Genomic DNA, 20,880 nt, shown 5'->3' with positions numbered 1-20,880 from the left:
ATATCATAAAGATAGATTAAAAAAGGAGTACTTAAATCAATGAATGATTATTATGTAATATTGTATTACCACTACCACAAAATTGATGATTTAGAATTATATCGAGACACACACCGTGCGTTTTTAGAAGGTAAGGGCTTATTGGGCCGTATCTATGTCGCTAAAGAAGGCATCAATGGCACGGTATCAGGAAAAAAAGAAGACGTTTTAGCCTACATGGACTATATCAAAGAAGACGAACGTTTCAAAGACACGGTCTTTAAAGTCGACGAAGCAAACGGTCATGCGTTTAACAAACTCATTGTGCGTATCAAAAAAGAGTTGGTCAATTTAAGTCTTGAAGAAGACGTTAACCCATTAAAACTAACCGGAAGGTACGTTGAACCAAAAGATTTCTTTCAAGAAATGCAAGATGAGAACACCTTGGTGATAGATGCAAGAAATGACTACGAGCACGAGGTTGGTCACTTTAGAAACTCAATTAAACCAGACATCAGAAACTTTAGAGACTTGCCACGTTGGATCAAAGAGAATAAAGAATTACTCGAAGGCAAAAAACTCTTGACTTACTGCACTGGTGGGATTCGCTGTGAAAAACTATCTGGCTGGTTAAAAGCCGAGGGCTACAGTGACGTTGGGCAATTAAAAGGTGGTATCATCACGTATGGTAAGGATGAAGTTGCTAAAGGTCAATTATGGGATGGTAAGTGCTACGTATTTGATAACCGCTTAAATGTGCCAATTAACCGTGTTGAAGAAGTTGTGGTTGGTAGGGACTATTTTGATAACACGCCTTGCGAAAGACAATTAAATTGTGCAAACCCTGAGTGCAATAAACAAATACTCGCAAGTGAAGAAAACGAACATAAATACCTAGGCGGTTGTAGCAGTGATTGCCGCACGCATAAAAGAAATCGCTACGTGATTAAGCATCAGTTGTCAATCGAACAAGTAGAAGAACGACTTAGTCAACTAAAGTAAATCGAATGCTAAGAAGTCATTAATTTTAATGGCTTTTTTTCTTGCTTATTTTTAAGCGTTCTAACCAAGTGTGTCGATCAGGTTAGAATCATAAACCACAACTAATCAAATAAAAACAACTTAAAAAATGAAAATACGAAGTAAAACTAGAAAAAAAGATTAGAATGACCGGTTATATCAAATAATACAAATGAGAAGTTCAATTGAAATTTGTTCAATAATTGATCGAATAATGACTAAAATAACAAGGGTTAAGGAAAAAGCTTAAATGTGAACACTTTGTAATTATTTCATAATTTGAAATTCAAAGATAAATGGGTATTGTGTTTTCTTCTAATATGCGGATAAAATGAAACACTCTTGAAATGTAATTATGAATCTAATTGTACCGATGAAAAACAATCGTTTGATGGACCATATCTTATGAATCGCACAAATGACTAGTCACCTTTAAATGAAATGAAGAAAAGGGTTAACAAGCAATTTCGTCATAGACTGAAGATTTATAAATATCAATCGATTGAAAAAATCACCAAATATCGACCAATTTTTGTGTAGTCGTGAATAGAATATTACCAAGCTAAAACCCTCAGTTAACGAGTTTTACTAATTTTTAGAACACTAGATACAATCATATTTTGTTTCATAATAAGTAAAGAAAAATGAGACAGCTTCAAAGAGTCAATTTTTAATTTCATTAACAATCAATGTGATTAGGCTTAACCGATATTAATAAGTCATCTAAATAATTAGGCGAATCATCTTTTGTCGTGTTGATATTAACATGTCTCTTTTACCGTGCGCTAGAATATAGAGTAAATTACAAGAAATGTTGTAGGTATATGGTATCGAATATGAATTGGTATTGAGTAGAAGATTATTATTAAAGTATGTGTTTTTCTTCATTTTTACATAATTCAACTTACTAAGGTTTATGAAAGTGAAATCACTAAAAATATAAAGTGACATTTCAAAATACGATTATTTTGTTTATAATACATTTTTTATTATATTAACTTATTAATTTTATTGTCATTCTATGACATGACTTAATGAAGCGATTTTACGTTAAATATATATATATTTCGTCTTTTTTTCAAAAAAATGATGACATAAAAGCGTTTTAGTGTTATCATTTAGATAAGTAAGACGTTATTTAAATAGGAGAATTGCCAAATGAGTAAAAACTTCATGAAATTATTAAAGGGTTTTGTTGGGCTTATTATCACGCTATCTTTCGTGGCGTTTTTCGTTGCCCAAACGAGTAAATCATCTGAGGTAATTGAAGTCAAACGACGCAGCCCTCAGTATGCGACCGTTTTTTTAAGTGAGGCGGGGACATTTGATAACCCATACGTGATTGGATCGAAAGCAGATATGGATCAGCTTTCTTTACTTGTTTCTCAGGGTAACACATTTGCTGGCAAGTATTTTACCGTGGATGCGACGTTATCCGAAATTTATTTAGGCGACTTTATTTCAATCGGTTCAAACACCAAACCATTTGATGGTTATTTTGATGGTTATGGTGTTAATTTCATTTTAGACCAAACAAAAGAAGCGCTTGATTATCAAGGGCTTTTTGGCTATTTAAGGACAGGCATTTTAGAGAACTTTTCTGTTTCAGGAACGGTTAAAGGCAGAAATTACGTTGGTGGTGTTCTTGGGTATTTGGCCTCAGGACAGGTAAGAAACGTCTACAACACGGCAAGAATTGATTCAACTGGGTCTCATGCTGGTGGGATTATTGGTCTTTTAGAGCGTGGGACGTTAACCTCTGCTTACAACCGAGGTGAAGTAACTGCGGTTGCTAATGCTGGTGGGGTCGTTGGGTATTCTTATTTAGGGATAAGAACGGACTATTCAACTTACAGAAACAATTCAATCACACACGTTTACTCTAGTGGGCTTGTCTCGGCAAACTCTAATGCCGGTGGGGTCATTGGTTATGATAACCCAACGGTCTACAGTGGTGGCAATAACCCAAGAAATAACATCTACTATGACGTGACTGTCATAGCAAACTATAAACAACCAAAAACACTTAAACCCTCAACCACGCAAAGTGGGCAAGGTGTTAATAGTGGCGTTATGTTTACGGGTATGTCTACAAGATTAAATCAAACCTTTACTTTTAGAGATTCAACGGGTAATTTCAGTTTTTATCCTGAGTTAAAATATTTTAATGAGAGTCCTAATTCGAATGTTCAAGCGAATTCTAATGAGTTTGTTACTGTTGATACAACCAATGGGATAGGTACAGAAAACAAACCGTTTTTAATTAAAACAGTGACGGACATTGAAAACCTAAAAAATCAAATAAATACAGGTGAGACCTACCTTGGCTTTTTCTTTAAAGTCGCCGACGGTAGAAGTAGTTTTAGTCTTGGAAACTTTGTTCCGATTGGTTCAAGTACGAAACCATTCTTTGGATCATTTGATGGAAACCATGCGGAGTTCATTTTAAATATTAATAGTAGTTTAAGTTACCAAGGACTATTTGGTTATTTTGGTCATGGGACAATCAAAAACTTATCTGTATCTGGTTCAGTTACGGGACTGGATTACATCTCTGGTGTTGTGGGTTATAAACTTTCAGGCACCATTTTAAATGTGTATAACGAAGCCGTGATTAACGGTAGAAACTACGTTGGTGGTATCGTCGGTCGTCATGAGGCTGGTGTGGTTGATCAAACCTATAACAATGGTGACATTACCTCTACTGGTTCTTACGTTGGTGGGCTTGTTGGTTTCTTATACCAAGGCACCTTATCAAATGGATACAACCGAGCAGAGATTGTTGGTAATGATTCGGTTGGTGGTATCTTAGGATTCACTTACCGCTATATCCGAATTGCATATTCTACTTATGTTTATAATAATGTGAGTAACCTATATAACGCAGGCTTAGTCTCATCAAACACCAACGTTGGTGGGGTCATTGGACAAGACAGTCTTCAAAATTACAGTGGCTCAGGTAACGTTAGAAGTAATCTTTATTATGATACGTCGGTCTTAGTGACCTACGATCAACCAAAAAATCTTAAACCAGAAGTGACTGGACACGCTTATGGGAAAACCTCGAGTGAATTACTTTATGGAACACCTGATACACTTGGTCTATCTTCCTCTATTTGGTCATACATTGAGAAAGTAGAAGATGTGGCATACTACCCTCAATTAAAGTCATTTGAGGCACACAGTGTGACAAGGATTTCAAACGATTCGTACCTATCAACTGCTTATGATGTGGGTGATGGTCTAGGAACTAAAGAATTTCCATTCCTCATTCGTGATGCCTTTGACATGGAAGAACTCTCAAGAAAAGTTGCCTTAGGAAATACCTACTTCAGTTTTCACTTTAAGGTTGATGATGGCATCAGTGAAATCGATCTGGGTAATTTTAGTCCAATCGGTTCAAATACAAAACCATTTGATGGTAACTTTGATGGTAATGGCGCAAACTTTATTTTAGCCATCGATAACCCAGGCCTGAATTATCAAGGTCTTTTCGGCTATACACGTACAGGTATTATAGAAAACCTTTCGGTATCAGGATCGGTTAAAGGCTTAAACCGAGTGGGTGGTATTGTTGGTGAACAAAACAGTGGTACCCTAAGAAATGTTTATAACACAGCAACCATTGAGGCGGCAGGTTCTTATGCCGGTGGCATCACCGGTTTATTAGAACGTGCCACTTTAAGTGGGGCATACAACCGTGGTGAGGTAATCGCAACCTCTTATGCGGGTGGTGTGGTAGGGTATTCTTATTTAGGGATAAGGACCGACTACTCAACGTATCGAAACAATAACATCAATAACGTCTATAGTTCTGGTACTGTAACAGCAAACAGTTACGCTGGTGGGGTCATTGGTTATGATAACCCAACGGTTTATAGTGGTGGGTATAACCCAAGAACCAATCTTTACTATGACATTACGGTGATCGCGAACTACGATCAAAAGAAGACAACAAAACCATCAACTGATCCTTCAACACAAGGCATCAATAGTGGTGTATTCTTTAAAGAGATGAGTGAAAAACTGAGTAGCTCTTTTACATTTAGAGCTGAATCGGGTGGATTCGCGTATTACCCAGAATTACAAGTGTTTAGTGACAATGAAGAAGCTTCTATTGTCAATCGTTCCAAGTTAAATGCACAAGTGGACGTTGGCGATGGACTTGGGACTGAAAGTTTTCCATTTTTGATTCGTACGAATGAAGATATAGAAGACTTAAAATCGATGATTGACAAAGGCAACACATTTAAAGGCTTTTTCTTCAAGGTTGATGAAGGTATCAGCCAGTTTGATTTAGGTAATTTCGTTCCGATTGGTTCAAGTACGAAACCATTCTTTGGATCGTTTGATGGAAACCATGCGGAGTTCATTTTAAATATTAATAGTAGTTTAAGTTACCAAGGACTATTTGGTTATTTTGGTCATGGTGAGATTAAGAACTTATCTGTCTCTGGTTCAGTTACGGGACTTGATTATGTCTCAGGTGTCGTAGGCTATAAGCTTTCAGGGACGATATCAAATGTATATAATGAAGCGATATTAACAGGACGTAATTTTGTTGGTGGTATTGTTGGTCGTAATGAGGCTGGGGTGGTTGATCAAACCTATAATAACGGTGATATCACCTCGACTGGTTCATATGTTGGTGGGCTTGTTGGTTTCTTATACCAAGGCACCTTATCAAATGGATACAACCGAGCAGAGATTATTGGGATTGATTCGGTTGGTGGTGTCTTAGGATTCACTTACCGCTATATCCGAATTGCATCTTCTACTTATGTTTATAATAATGTGAGTAACTTATATAGTAGTGGTCTTGTTTCATCAAACACCAACGTTGGTGGGGTCATTGGACAAGACAGCCTTCAAAACTATACAGCATCAGGTAACGTCAGAAGTAACTTATATTATGATACGTCGGTCTTAGTGACCTACGATCAACCAAAGACTACAAAACCACCGGTAACTGGACACGCTTATGGGAAAACCACAAGCGATCTGGTTTACGCAAGTAGTGACACTTTAGGGTTTAACGCCAATCTTTGGCACTTTGAACCCAAAGATGGCACAACCGGATATTACCCACAATTGATTACATTCTCAAATCATAGTGAGACAAGAATCTCAAATGATTCATACCAATCAACTGCTTATGATGTGGGTGATGGACTAGGGACAAAAGAGTTTCCATTCCTCATTCGTGATGCCTTTGACATGGAAGAACTCTCAAGAAAAGTTGCCTTAGGAAATACCTACTTCAGTTTTCACTTTAAGGTTGATGATGGCATCAGTGAAATCGATCTGGGTAATTTTAGCCCAATTGGTTCAAATACAAAACCATTTGATGGTAACTTTGATGGTAATGGCGCAAACTTCATTTTAGCAATCGATAACCCAGGCCTGAATTATCAAGGTCTTTTCGGCTATACTCGTACAGGTATTATAGAAAATCTTTCGGTATCAGGATCGGTTAAAGGTTTAAACCGAGTGGGTGGTATTGTTGGTGAACAAAACAGTGGTACCCTAAGAAATGTTTATAACACAGCAACCATTGAGGCGGCAGGTTCTTATGCCGGTGGCATCACCGGTTTATTAGAACGTGCCACTTTAAGTGGGGCATACAACCGTGGTGAGGTCATCGCAACCTCTTACGCTGGCGGTGTGGTAGGCTATTCGTATTTAGGGATAAGAACCGACTACTCAACGTATCGAAACAATAACATCAATAACGTTTATAGTTCAGGCACCGTTTCAGCAAACAGTTACGCTGGTGGGGTGATTGGTTATGATAACCCAACCGTATATAGTGGTGGGTATAACCCAAGAACCAATCTTTACTATGACATTACGGTGATCGCGAATTACGATCAAAAGAAGACGACAAAACCATCAACTGATCCTTCAACACAAGGTATCAATAGTGGTGTGTTCTTTAAAGAGATGAGCACCAAATTGAGTGATGTTTTCTATTTTGAGGCGATGACCGATAATGAGGCTTATTACCCTCAACTAAACGTATTTAGAAATAGCGAAACAAAAGATATCCTTTCTAATTCAATTGAATCAGTCAGAGTCGATGTAAGCTTAGGCTTAGGTACAGAGGATATTCCGTTTTTAATTAAAGACAAGCTAGACATCGATGAATTAAAACGAATGGTCGACAAAGGCAACACATTTAAAGGCTTTTTCTTTAAGGTTGATGATGGCATCAGCCAATTTGATTTAGGCAATTTCGTTCCAATTGGTTCAAGTACGAAACCATTCTTTGGGTCGTTTGATGGAAACCATGCGGAGTTCATTTTAGATATTAATAGTACAGCTAGTTACCAAGGGCTCTTTGGCTATTTTGGTCATGGGACAATTAAAAACTTATCTGTATCTGGTTCAGTTACGGGACTGGATTACGTCTCAGGTGTCGTAGGCTATAAGCTTTCAGGGACGATTTCAAATGTATATAATGAGGCCGTGATTAATGGTAGAAACTACATTGGTGGTATCGTCGGTCGTCATGAGGCTGGTGTGGTTGATCAAACCTATAATAACGGTGATATCACCTCGACTGGTTCATATGTTGGTGGGCTTGTTGGTTTCTTATACCAAGGCACCTTATCAAATGGATACAACCGAGCAGAGATTGTTGGTAATGATTCGGTTGGTGGTATCTTAGGATTCACTTACCGCTATATCCGAATTGCATATTCTACTTATGTTTATAATAATGTGAGTAACCTATATAACGCAGGCTTAGTCTCATCAAACACCAACGTTGGTGGGGTCATTGGACAAGACAGTCTTCAAAACTACAGTGCCTCAGGTAACGTTAGAAGTAATCTTTATTATGATACGTCACTCTACCAAGGGTATCAAAAACCGAAAAATAATATCCCATCACTAACACCATCTGCGAGTGCGCTTTTAAAAACGCAAATGATTGCAGAAGGGTTAATTGATAAGTTAGGTCAAACCTATTTCACGTATTACCCAATTGAAGGTAATTACGCGTACTATCCTCAGTTGAAAACGTTTGAAAGTAGTGCCATTACCTCTGTGAAAGAAGCGTCGATGTTATCGGTTAGAACGAACCCGTTCTTAGGTGATGGGACAAAAGATAGTCCATATTTAATCAATAATGAAGGCGATTTAATCAACCTATCTAATTCGATAACGGCTGATTTTAGTGCGCTTGATACGTACTATTTGGTTGGTTCAAATCTCTCATCTTTCGACTTAGCAAACACAGGGTTTAAACCAATCGGTGCGCTTGATCGACCATTTAGAGGGCATTTTGATGGCGCGTTTGCTAATATAAATCTGAATATTAATCAAACAGACAATTACGTCGGTTTGTTTGGATATGCCTCAAGTGAGGCAACCATCAGAAATGTGTCTGTATCAGGTGTTGTTAAGGGGCGTAATGCTACTGGTGGTCTTGCTGGTTATATGGCTGGTGCGCTATCTGAGGTTTATTCAACCGTTTCTGTGTCTGGGATTAATCACACGGGTGGGTTGGTTGGCCATCTTTTAGGTAGTTTAGAATACGCTTATCACACGGGTGAGGTTATCTCAACAGGCACTTACGTTGGTGGTGTCGTCGGGTACAACAATGGTGTGATTAGTCAAACCTATGGCTCAAGTAAAACCTCAGGGGCTAATTATGTCGGCGGTGTTTTGGGCTTTAATGCCGGCACAATTAGTGCTTCATATTATAACCGTACGCTAATTGAATTCTACACACCAAGTGTTGGCATCAAACCGAGTTTTTCGGTGGGTAACGAACAAAACAGTGGTGACGTGACGGGTGTCGAACGTGAAATTTTATTTGGGTTTGACGGGCTTGATTTAGAAGCGGATCATTTTTCGACTCAAGCGTCTTCAGGGATGTATGACTACACACTCCAATTAACGACATTTAAAACAAACGTGAATGCGACGATCCGTAATAATTCAGCCGTGTCTGTCAGGTTGATTCGATTTGCGAGCGGCTCTGGGGATGCAGCTAATCCATATTTGATTAGACATGAAGAAGACATGATGGTCTTATCTGAGGTGTCAAAAGAAGATTCCTTAACAGGACTTTACTTTAAGGTCATGGATGGGGTAGAGACACTTGATTTAACCAAAGAAGGCATTAACTTTTATGCAATAGGTTCAAATACAAGACGATTCAAAGGACATTTTGATGGTAATCACGCCACATTTATCCTAAGTCTTACTTATACAACGAGTGATTATCAAGGGCTGTTTGGTTTTGTTGAATCAGGCAGCATTAAAAATTTAAGAGTTGAGGGAAACCTGAGCGGTAGAGACTACTTAGGTGGTGTGGTTGGTTACTCACTTAACTCAAGCTTAAGTCAAGTATCAAGTCACGTGATGGTAACAGGTAGAAACTACGTGGGTGGTTTGGTTGGACAGTTAAGTAACTCAAGCTTAAAAGAGAGTTATCAATTTTCTAATGTCCTTTCGACAGGTTCTCGTGTTGGTGGCCTAGTCGGACATGCCGATAAGTCAACCATTGACGATGTTTATAATTACGGTAATGTTCATGGGGTTTCCTACGTTGGTGGTTTGTTTGGTAGTTTGGAGCTTAACTCAAAATTATCCTATGCTTATAACCGAGGAAACATTAGTTCAACAAGCTCATACATCGGTGGTCTTATAGGGTATTTAAATCAAAGTCACATCAATCAAACCTACAGTGCTGGTCTTGTTCGAGGCTTAAATAACGTCGGTGGGTTGGTTGGTTTTCAAGCAGGGACATCGTCAACCTTTGATTCTTATTATGATACGTCGATTATTGAGGCTGACGGAAGAACGACTTTATCAAGTCCAATACGTGCAATATCTAACGTCTTGGATCAAGAAAATGTCGTCGGTGTTGGTAAGTCTTATTTAACAGGGCTCAATCAATTAACGTTAGATAAAACAGTTTTTCTATTACAAGAAAATGATGGGATACATGCGTATTACCCAAGACTACAAGTGTTCGAATCATCTGATTTGATTAAAGAAGAGTCACTGATTTCAGTGGAATCTTACTTGTTTGCTGGACTTGGGACAAACGAATCACCCTATATTTTAGTCAATGCCTATGACATGAAATTATTATCAAATCTTGTCAATGGTGGTGAAGCATTTAATGATACTTACTTTAAGGTGCGAAATAACGCAACCTTATTTGACCTTACCCTAACGGGCTTGGACTACCAATCAATCGGGACAAGTCAAAACAAGTTTAATGGTTATTTTGATGGTAGAGGCATCGAATTTAGGCTCGATTTATCACAAGGCGATGATACGGGGTTATTTGGTTATGTGGGGATTGATGCAAACCTAGAAAATTTCTCTGTTACAGGCAAAGTGGTTGGTAATAACAACACAGGTGCTGTAGCGGGTTATTTAGAAGGTATTTTATCGAACGTCTATTCAACCGCTGACGTTTTAGGTAATGAGGCCGTTGGTGGGCTCGTTGGATTTAACGAAGGGATTATCAAAAACGCTTATGTCATCAACCAAACCGTTGGTGTTTCATTTGTTGGTGGACTAGTGGGCTATCAACTCGGACAATTAAGTGATACATACGCCGTTTCTGAGATTTATGGTATTGATGCGGTCGGCGGGGTCATTGGGTATAATTCGGGACTAGTTTCTGGCTCGTACTATAATGAGGAAATTGCCACGCTAAAATCAAAAGAAGGGTACATCAATGCCACAAGCGCGATTTCAAATGAAGAAAATCAGTCGACTGTTTTAGGTTTAACAAGTGCTCAAATGCACGAAGGGACTTTGGTGAACTTCTCATTTAGTGATTCAAGCAAATGGGTTGCATTAGCACCAAACGGGTTTGAGATTTACTATCCTCAATTAAACGTATTTGCAAAATCAAGTAACCAAGTCATTAAAGACGCCTCAATTGATTCAGTTAAACATATGAGATTTAAAACAGGTACAGGTAGCGAAACAGACCCTTACATTATTTATAACGAAGATGACATGAAGGCTTTATCGGAACTCATTGTCTCAAGAAATACAATGAAGGGCTTATTCTTTAAAGTAAGTCCTAGTGTCGATTTCATTGATTTATCAGTGTTTGGATCAAACTACGTACCGATTGGTAATCAAACCTACCCATTTGAAGGGTCATTTGATGGCAGTTTTGCGAAATTCATGATTGACATCAATCGTAGTGCTTACTACCAAGGTTTATTTGGCTATATCGGTAGAAATGGTGTGGTCAGAAATCTATCAGTTGATGGCTTAGTAAGAAGTGGCTCTCGTTTCAGTGGTGGGATTGCAGGGCGTAACGCTGGTTTAATTGAAAACGTGTATAACCAAGCAGAAGTTATTAGCTATGATTATTACGCGGGTGGTATTAGCGGTTATAATGATGGGGTTATCCTAAATAGTTATAATGAGGGCAACATACAAGTTGAACGCTACGATTACGCAGGTGGTATTACCGGTGCGCTTTCTAAAGATGCAAGGATTGAAGACGTCTATCAAACCGGTCTTATCAAAGGTAGATCCTACATCGGCGGTCTTGTCGGTTTTGCCTCAGGTAGTGTTAAACGAGGCTATAACATTGGTGAAGTGACCGGGGTATCTTATTTAGGTGCACTGATTGGTAATGTCGACCAAAATGCAATCACTGAGGCCATTTATTATGACCAATCCGTATTAAATGCTCAAACAGGGGTAAAACCATCAAGAGCAATATCAACTCAAGCAGATAATGGATCAGTTAAGGGTTTATCAAGTAGTGAATTATCGGGTGGGTATTTAGAGCATGCAACCCTTGGGTCTTCTTTTAAGACAACAACAAATAAAGGTTATGTAATTTACCATCCACAACTTAGAGTTTTTAGTGATAATAGCAACATTAGCATTAAAGAAGCCTCGTTAAGCTCAGTTACTCGAAGTTTATTCCAAGGCTTAGGCACCATTGAATCGCCTTATTTAATCATGAGCAATCAAGATTTAGTGAGTCTTTCTTTATTGGTAAATGATGGGTATGATACACTAAGTACGCATTTTAGTGTGTATGAAGAGAATCTAGTATTTGATTTAACTTCTAACGGGTTTAAACCAATCGGTGGGTTAATCCCATTTGATGGACAGATCGACTTCGCTAATTCAACTATCACACTTCGATTAGAAGAAGAGAAAGATAACGTTGGGCTTTTTGGTTCAATTAGCCAAAGTGCTAAGGTATCAAATGTCTTGACGAGTGGTTATGTTTCAGGTCTCAATTACGTTGGTGGTGTGGTTGGCTACAACGAAGGTATCTTATTTAATACGAGTAATGACGCACAAATATACGCACAGTCTTATGCGGGTGGTCTTGTGGGCTATCACTTGGGTGATTTAAGTGAATCTTATAACCATGGGAATGTCAACGCAAGTCAATCGTATGCGGGTGGGATCACAGGGCATCAAGGTCCAAACACCACGATCAGTCACGTTTATAATAAAGGCAGCGTTTCCTCAAGTCAAAATTCGGCCGGAATCACGCCATATTTAGGATTAAATTCAAGTTTAGTTCAAAGTTTCAACTACGGTTTAGTGACGGCTTCAACAAAAAATGCAGCTGGTCTTGTATTACATAATTTTGGTGAGATTTATCAAAGTTACCACACAGGACATATCACAACAAATAGTCATGCGGCAGGTCTTGTCCTCATCAATGAGGGGACAATCGATGAAACATTTGTCTCTGGGTTAATTGAAACTAGGACAAATGGCGCTGGCCTTGTCTTAGAGAATTTAGGCGTCATAAACAACAGTTATTATGACCTAGACCGTGTTAATACTCAAAAAGGGTCAAACACCTACCTAACGATTTCAAGTGCTATTGGTAATGAACTAGAGACACAAAGTGTTAAGGGGCTAAAACTGCCTCAAATGACTGGTCTAACTGCCATAGGAACAAACGATGAACAAATGAATTTAACATTAAGTGAGTACGAACGCTTAAGTGGAAATGACTTCACGTCTTATTACCCACAGCTTTCTTATTTCAGCAAGCACTCAAATCCAACGATGAAGGCAGATTCACTTGAATCCGTTAAGGATCAAACGTTACAGGGAGATGGGACAAAATTAAGTCCTTACCTAGTTAAAGACGCCTTTGATTTAATGATTATTCATACGTTCTTAGAAAATGAAAACCACTTCTTAGGTAAATATTTTGAAGTAGCACCAGGGGTCACAGTCATCGATACCACCGTTGAAGGGGTTTATTATCAACCACTTGGTAACGATGAGAATGCCTTTAGAGGTCAGTTTGACTTTAACGGCATTAATGTCATTTTAAATCAAAGCAGATCCAATGACGATTACCTTGGTTTATTTCATACGATTGGTAAGGATGGTTTGGTTAAAAACTTAAATACTTCAGGAGAAATCCTTGGTCGAAGTTACTTAGGCGGCATCGCTGGAAGAAATTTCGGGAAAATTGAAAATGTATCAAACTACGTCAAGATTGATAGTCTTGGGACAACGACTGATGGCGCAAACGCGATTGGTGGGGTTGTTGGGGTAAACTACGGGACGATTACAAATGCAAGAAACTTCGGAAGCATTAGCGCACAAGGTTCCTATATTGGTGGGATTGTTGGTGAAAATGAAGGTGTGATTACAAATTCAAGTAACCATAAAGAGATTAAAGGTGATGCTCAGGTCGGTGGAATCACAGGGTTAAACCGATTTGAAGTATCTAAATCATACAATAAGGCACTTGTTACAGGTGTTACCGTCACTGGCGGGATTGCTGGTGAGAATAGAGGTAGTATAAGCGAATCCTATAACGATGGGATCATTAGCGCCTCTGGTGATATTTCAGGTGGCATCGCAGGGCTTCAAAACGACTCAAGCGGTAGAATCACTGGTGTGTATCATAGTGGAAAAGTATCGTCAAAAGAAACCATATCTGGTGGTATTGTTGGTAAACTAGACGCTGGTTACTTAACGGATGCTTACGTCTCAGGGCTTGTTTTCTCAAAAACAGAGCTTGGTTTTGTTGTTGGACAAACCTTGGGTGGACAAATTAATAATGCGTATTACGATCAATTATTATTAGCATCAACCGATGACACCCTAAGCACACCAACAAAAGCAATCGGTAATTATGAACTGGCAGACAGTAATAACCTACGCGGGTTATTTCATGGTCAAATGGTGAGTCAAAGTTCAATCGGTACGCATCCGCATCAACTGAACTTTAGTAACGGTTCACTTTTTAGTACAAAACCGAGTGTCCAAAAAGAAGCGTATTACCCTGAGTTGACTTATTTTAAGAATAGTCAGTTAGAATTTGTCAAAGCCGATTCACATCAATCAGTAACCACAACGACCTTTGTTGTTGGACAAGGCACAAAAGATGACCCATACATCATCAAAGATGAAAGTGACGTTATCTTACTTTTTGAAACAACCAATAGTGGTAATGATTACGAGGGCATCTATTTTAAAGTCAGTGAAGATACCGATGGTTTTGATTTCACAAGAAGTGACCTGGGTTATTACTTTAATGCGATCGGTACTAAGACCAATCCGTTTAATGGTCATTTTGATGGTAATGGATCAAACTTCCATTTAAACTTGGTCAAAACAGAAGATTACCAAGGGCTATTTGGATACTTAGGTACTTATGGTTTTGTCACATCACTGAGTGTTTCTGGCAAAATTACAGGCAAAGACTATACTGGCGGTATTGTTGGTTATAACGATGGTGCTATTGAACAGGTTTATAACCAAGCAGAAGTCACCGGGTCAAACAACACCGGAGGGATTGCTGGATATAATGCCGGTAGTATTCTATACACTTACAATAAAGGCCGCATCGTTGGTAAAAATTACACCGGTGGTGTGGTTGGATTTTTAGCCAACACCTTAAGTGATTCCTATAACATAGGTGTGGTTTATGGGACAAGTGCCGTTGGAGCAATCGCGGGCTATTTAGATGAAATGCACGCTTATAATAGTTATTATGACACAAGAATTCTTGGGGCGTATCGTGATTTTGATGGTCTAATCAAACCAACAAGAGCGGTCTCAAATTCGAGTAACTCTAATAGTGTTTACGGGCTAGATAAAGCCTACATGACGGGCTTATCATCAATCGGTACTGGTAACTTAAAAATGAACCTCAATCAAACGGTGTTTCAAACAAACTTCAATACCTCAGGTGAAAACTACCCACAATTGGTCGTTTTCTCTAAACACCAAAGTGATACCGTTAGAGCGTTATCGTTTGAGTCGACATCAACGACACTCTATAAAGTTCATTATGACTATCAAGACGCCGATGACAATAATGATGTGTTATTCAGTTACGTCTTAGAAAATGAACACTACCAACTTCAAATCCCATTTAAGTTTGGGTTTGAGTTAGAAGGTTGGTATGTATTAGAAGAAAACAGTGAACCAACGAAAATAACGGTGAGAGACGCAAAAAGTATTGAGCCTTTTGATCATAACAAAGACATTTACGTCAGCGCGAATTATCAAATTGCCATGCATTTGGTGCGTTTTATCGATGGCAATAACCAAGTCATTCACGAAGAAACGATTGCACATGGTGATTACATCAGTCAAACGGATTTAATCCCATTAAAGAATCAAAGTCTTACAAAGATCTACGAATTTGAGTCCTGGTTGTTTGATTTTGATCAGATGATCACAAAACCAGTAGACATTAAAGCCAATTTCACTGAAATTGATCGCTATTATCAACTAACATTCTTAGATGGTGATGGCAACTTCTTTACGACTCAAAAAGTTGAATACGGCACACAAGCAGACGTACCATTACAAATACCTTCGAAGCGCTTTGATAGTTTCGCTTACGAATTTATGGGTTGGGATTTCAATTTTAATGAATCCATTAAACAAGCCTATACGATTATGCCAATATTCAAAGAGGTTCCAAGGTATTACACCATCAACTTTAGAAACGACGATGGTAGTTTAATTCAAAGCAGTCAAGTCGAGTATTTAAAAGACGCCATCAAACCAGAAATAGACCCAACCAAAGCATCAAGTGTTGATAAGCACTATACATTTAATGGGTATGATCAAGACGTTACAAGTATCAAGGAAAACTTAGAGGTTTATGCAACTTACCTCGAAGAAGACCGTTATTACGAAGTGACGTTCTTAGATGGCAATTTCAAACGGTTTGAAACCCAACAAGTCAAATACTTTGAACAAGCCGTAGAACCGAGCGGGCTACCTAGAAAAGACCCATTTGGTCCATATGCCTATAAGTTCATTGGCTGGGACAAGACGTTTGACCGAATTGAGGGTGACCTTGTTGTTCAAGCCCTCTTTGAAGAGATTGACCGCTATTACACGGTCAGTTACGTTGATGGTAACGGCTTACCATTTGGAGAAACCTATGAGGTCGAATACCTAAGTGAAGCACCTAGACCAGATGGCATTCCAGAAAAAGAACAAACCGTATCACACACCTACGTCTTTTCACATTGGGATGAAGCGTATTTGATGATTAAAGAAGATACGGTTATCGAACCAATCTTTATTGAAAATCTAAGACCATATACCGTAACGTTCATGGATGGCAATAACCAAGTCTATGAAACCAAAGAAGTGCTTTATGGTAAGGAGGCAACAATGCCAGTGGGTGTACCTCGAAAACAAGCCGTTGGTGAGGTTGCTTACCAGTTTGTCTCATGGAACGAAAGTTTAAAAGACGTTAGAGAAGATAGAATCATAACCTCATCATTTGTTGAGGTTGACCGGTATTACACGGTGACTTTTTATGGTTATGATTTGAATTTAATTTTAAAACAACAACGCGTGGAATACTTAGATAGTGCAACTGCACCAACACCACCCGTTAGAACAGATTCAAGAGAAGCTTACGAGTATGTCTTCATGGGGTGGGATAAAGACTTCAGTTCAATTACCTCGGACTTGGTTGTCAAAGCAACCTATATCAACCGAATTAGAACCTATGAAGTGACGGTAATCAATGGCGATGAAACAACCACACATGTGGTCAATCATGGATCAAACTTTAACCTACCTAGCCCTATTAAAACAGGCAATGAGCAGTATAGCTATGAGTTTTCACACTGGGTGGTTGGTAGTGAGGTTGTTACTAGCTTAACGAACATTAAAGAAAACGTGGTGATTGAAGCCATTTTCGAAGCGTCGTATCATTATTACGTTGTTACCTTCCTTGATGGGGACTTAAACATCTTAGAAGTTCAACATGTCTTAAAAGGCAATGACGCAATCGCACCAAGTTTAACACCTAAAAAAGAGAAAACGGATGAGTTCATTTATTTATTTAAAGGCTATGATCGAGGTTTTAGTGACATTAGCTCGGATCTAACAATCAAAGCGTTATTTGATGAAGTTGATCGCTATTACGTGGTTAATTTCTATGACGCGTTTGATCAACTATTCTACACCGAAATCGTGGAATATGGTAATAAAGCCTCAACTGTTTTAGTTCCTGAAAAACCAAAAGATGAGCAGTACCACTACGTATTTATTGGGTTTAGTGAAGACAGTTCATTTGTAAACAAGAACCTTGATTTATACCCGATGTATCAAGAAGAACTCAATGAATTTATTGTGAACTTCTATAATGGCGATAACGAAATTGTTTTAACTCAACGTGTGTTATACGGCATGGCATCAACACCGCCAAAAGAAGTTAGTAAAACACCAAGTGAGACCATTTATTATCTATTTAACCGATTTGACAAAGAGAACCTTTCAAGTGTGACCTCTGATTTAGATGTCTATCCGATTTTTGATGAGGTTGCAAGGTATTATAAAGTGTCTTTCGTACATGAACGTTTAGGCGTTGAAACACTACTTTTTGAACAAATCGTAGAATATCAAAAAGACGCGTATAATCCGATTGATTTAATCCCTTTTGATGTGATTGATGAAGAGACGATATTCGCAGCAACCGGATTAGAAGGTAGCTTACTAAACATCAAAGAAGATCGGACGATTTATGTCTTATTTGATGAAATTCCTAGGTATTATACCGTTTCCTACTTCGACTACGACATGAGTTTGATTAAAGAAGAACGCGTCTCATACTTAAGTGATGGCATCCTGCCACAAGGACCATTTAGTAAACCATCAACCGAGCTTTATCGCTACGTCTTTGATGGGTTTGACCAAGACGTAACTAAAGTCAAAAAAGACATTATTACGTATGCGGTTTATCAAGAACTGAATAATCAATTTGAAGTTACCTTCTTAGATGGTGATGGAAAAGTATTTGACGAGCAAATTGTTTTATTTGGCAAAGACGCCATTCGACCAAATGGTATCCCGTTAAAAACGCCTTCAAACGAATTTAGCTATACATTTATTGGCTATGAGGATTATTTAACAAATGTTCAAGAAAACCGTATCATCAAGGCACTTTTTAAACAAGAAGTTAGAAGATACACAGTCATATTTGTGGATGAATTTGATCAAGTCTTGAAAGAAGAGTTCGTTCAGTTTGGTCATAAGGCGACAGCACCTGAGGTAATCATACTACCTGAGGATACAGCTGAATATAGATATTCTTATCAATTTGATCGATCGTTTGATTCGATTTATGAAGATACGAAAGTCACGGTATTGATTATTGAAGAAAAGAACGAATATACCTACACATTTTTTGATTCAGAGGGCAATATTTATAAAGAAATTCATGCCCCTTATGGGACAACCATAAACATACCAAATGGACCAACCAAAGAAACCGATGAGCAGTTTATTTATACGTTTATCGGATTTGATCAAAACGTACCATTAATAATCACAGAAAATCTAGAATTCCATCCAGTTTATGATAGTGAGACTCGAACATTCAAAGTCACTTACTTGGATGGTAATCATAACGTCTTTTATGAAGACTATGTAAGCTACGGGCTTGATGGCATACTACCAACAGGTATACCTGAAAAAGCAGAAAATGATCAATACTACTATGTCTTTAGAATGTGGGGATCAAGACCGGTATCGGTGAAAAATGACCTAACGATTGAAGCTGTATTTAGCCGCTTCTTACAAAGCTATACGGTCACATTTGTTGATGAGTTTGGCAACACCATTAAAAAACAAGACGTGCTTTATGGCACAGGGGCAACCGAACCAACGTTTGATTTGATACCGACTAAACCGCCAACCACTGAATACGAATACATATTTGCTGGTTGGGACAAGTCATTTAACTACATCACAAAAGACATTGAAGTTCAAGTGCGTTATGTGCCAGTCTTAAGACTTTACACGTACACGTTTTATGATGAAGATCACACGACGATTTTAAAACAAGAAAAAGGCCGATATGGCAGTGTGATTATCTCGCCATCGGTGCCATTTAAAGAAGGTACCGGTAGCACAGAGTTCCGTTTTGTGGGTTGGGATAAGACCGTGCCAAATCAATTGACCTATTCAATTGAGTTTTATGCGGTGTTTGAAGAAGTGCCTGTAACGTTTAAAGTTTATTTCTACGATGGCAATGGGTTTGTCTTAGACTTACAAATCGTTGAATACTCAAAAGCGGCTAACACACCGGTTCGAGTGCCAACAAGGGTGATGACTGAGCGCTACGAATACCTCTTTGAAGGGTATGACAAGGACTACAACGAAGTTTATAGTGACCTCCATATTTACCCAATATTTAAAGAAGAAATTAGACGTTTTACAGTTACCTTCATCTATGATACTTATGAAATTGACTTAATCAAAAAACACAACGAAGCAGTCGATTTTGATTTAGATCCAATTCCAACCCCACTAAGGGATGGTTTTGGGTTTGTGAAATGGGACCAAGAATTAACCTCAATTAAAAAAGACGTTGAGGTAAGACCAATCTTTAGACCAAATAAATATCAAATTGTCTATTATGCGTTTGATGTGGATGGTGGCGGTCTTGAAAGTGAGGTTATCACCTACGGCAGCGAAGTTTCCTTGAGTGAGGCAAACTTTACCAAACGAGGCTATCAGTTTAGCGGATGGAAAACAAGTCCAGATAGCGAGGTTATTTTATACCCTAATGGGGCAAATTTCGTCTATGAAACTGCAGGTAATCTTGAGTTATATGCAGCATTTGACCCAATAGTTTATGAGGTCACTTACGATACCGATGGTGGTAATGAAATCCCAAGTGATCCATACACCATCGAAAATCCACTTAAAGTCTTACCAGTACCTACGAAAGAAGACCATAAGTTTATCGGGTGGGAACTCGTAGAGATAAAAGAAGACTTAAATGAAAAAGAAGTATTAGGTAGACAAGTAAAAAGAGCACAAACAGGTCAAACAATCATCACTGAGATTGAGGACGGGACCATAGGTTTTATTACCTTAAAAGCAAGGTATGTTTATGATGGATACTTAGTATTAAAAGAAGAGTTTCATGACACCCTAAGTCTTGTTTATGCCGAGATTACAACGATCATTCCAATCGAAAAAAGAGAGGAAAGTACATTGCCGGTTTACTTGATTGGCTTAGTAATCAACGAAACACTAGCGGATTTAAAAAACAAATTTATTAACGATTCGATTGAATTTTTAGATCACGAATCAAACCCAGTCACTGATCTATCCTTAGTGATTTATACGGGGTTACAAATCGTCTTAAGAGACTCAGAAGGTCAAATTAAAGACCGTGTACGAGTGGTATTAAAAGGCGATATTAATGGGGACGGAATTATAAACGTACTAGATTACAATACGTTAAACCTACACGTGGCAAGTAAGGTTGAAATTAAACCTGAAATGTTATTGGCAGCATTAATTAATGAGGACGATTTAATTAACGTTCTTGACTTAAACAAGTTACAACAATACGTCAGTGGAAGGGCAACTCAATTAGGGTAGTAGAGGAGATAA

2 protein-coding genes are annotated in these 20,880 nt (G+C 38.3%); both read left to right on the top strand.

All coding sequences use genetic code 11. The annotated features are described in order from the left end of the window. Positions 1–39 precede the first annotated feature (39 nt). On the top strand, positions 40–981 hold the full coding sequence (gene trhO / locus BN853_RS07415) for an oxygen-dependent tRNA uridine(34) hydroxylase TrhO (protein WP_030005326.1): 942 nt from the start codon (positions 40–42) through the stop codon (positions 979–981). A 1,176-nt stretch (positions 982–2,157) separates the two neighbouring features. Continuing rightward, positions 2,158–20,868, top strand: coding sequence for an InlB B-repeat-containing protein (locus tag BN853_RS07410; protein WP_030005325.1), 18,711 nt, complete (start codon positions 2,158–2,160; stop codon positions 20,866–20,868). The last annotated feature ends 12 nt before the right edge of the window (positions 20,869–20,880 follow it).

This window comes from Paracholeplasma brassicae, from assembly GCF_000967915.1.
GTDB lineage: Bacteria > Bacillota_I > Bacilli_A > Acholeplasmatales > UBA5453 > Paracholeplasma > Paracholeplasma brassicae.
This window is presented reverse-complemented; position numbering and strand designations above follow the sequence as displayed.

What these genes read in the sequence shown, in the direction of transcription:
- trhO (WP_030005326.1), top strand. Translation starts at nt 40, where the DNA reads ATGAATGATTATTATGTAATATTGTATTACCACTACCACAAAATTGAT.
- BN853_RS07410 (WP_030005325.1), top strand. Translation starts at nt 2,158, where the DNA reads ATGAGTAAAAACTTCATGAAATTATTAAAGGGTTTTGTTGGGCTTATT.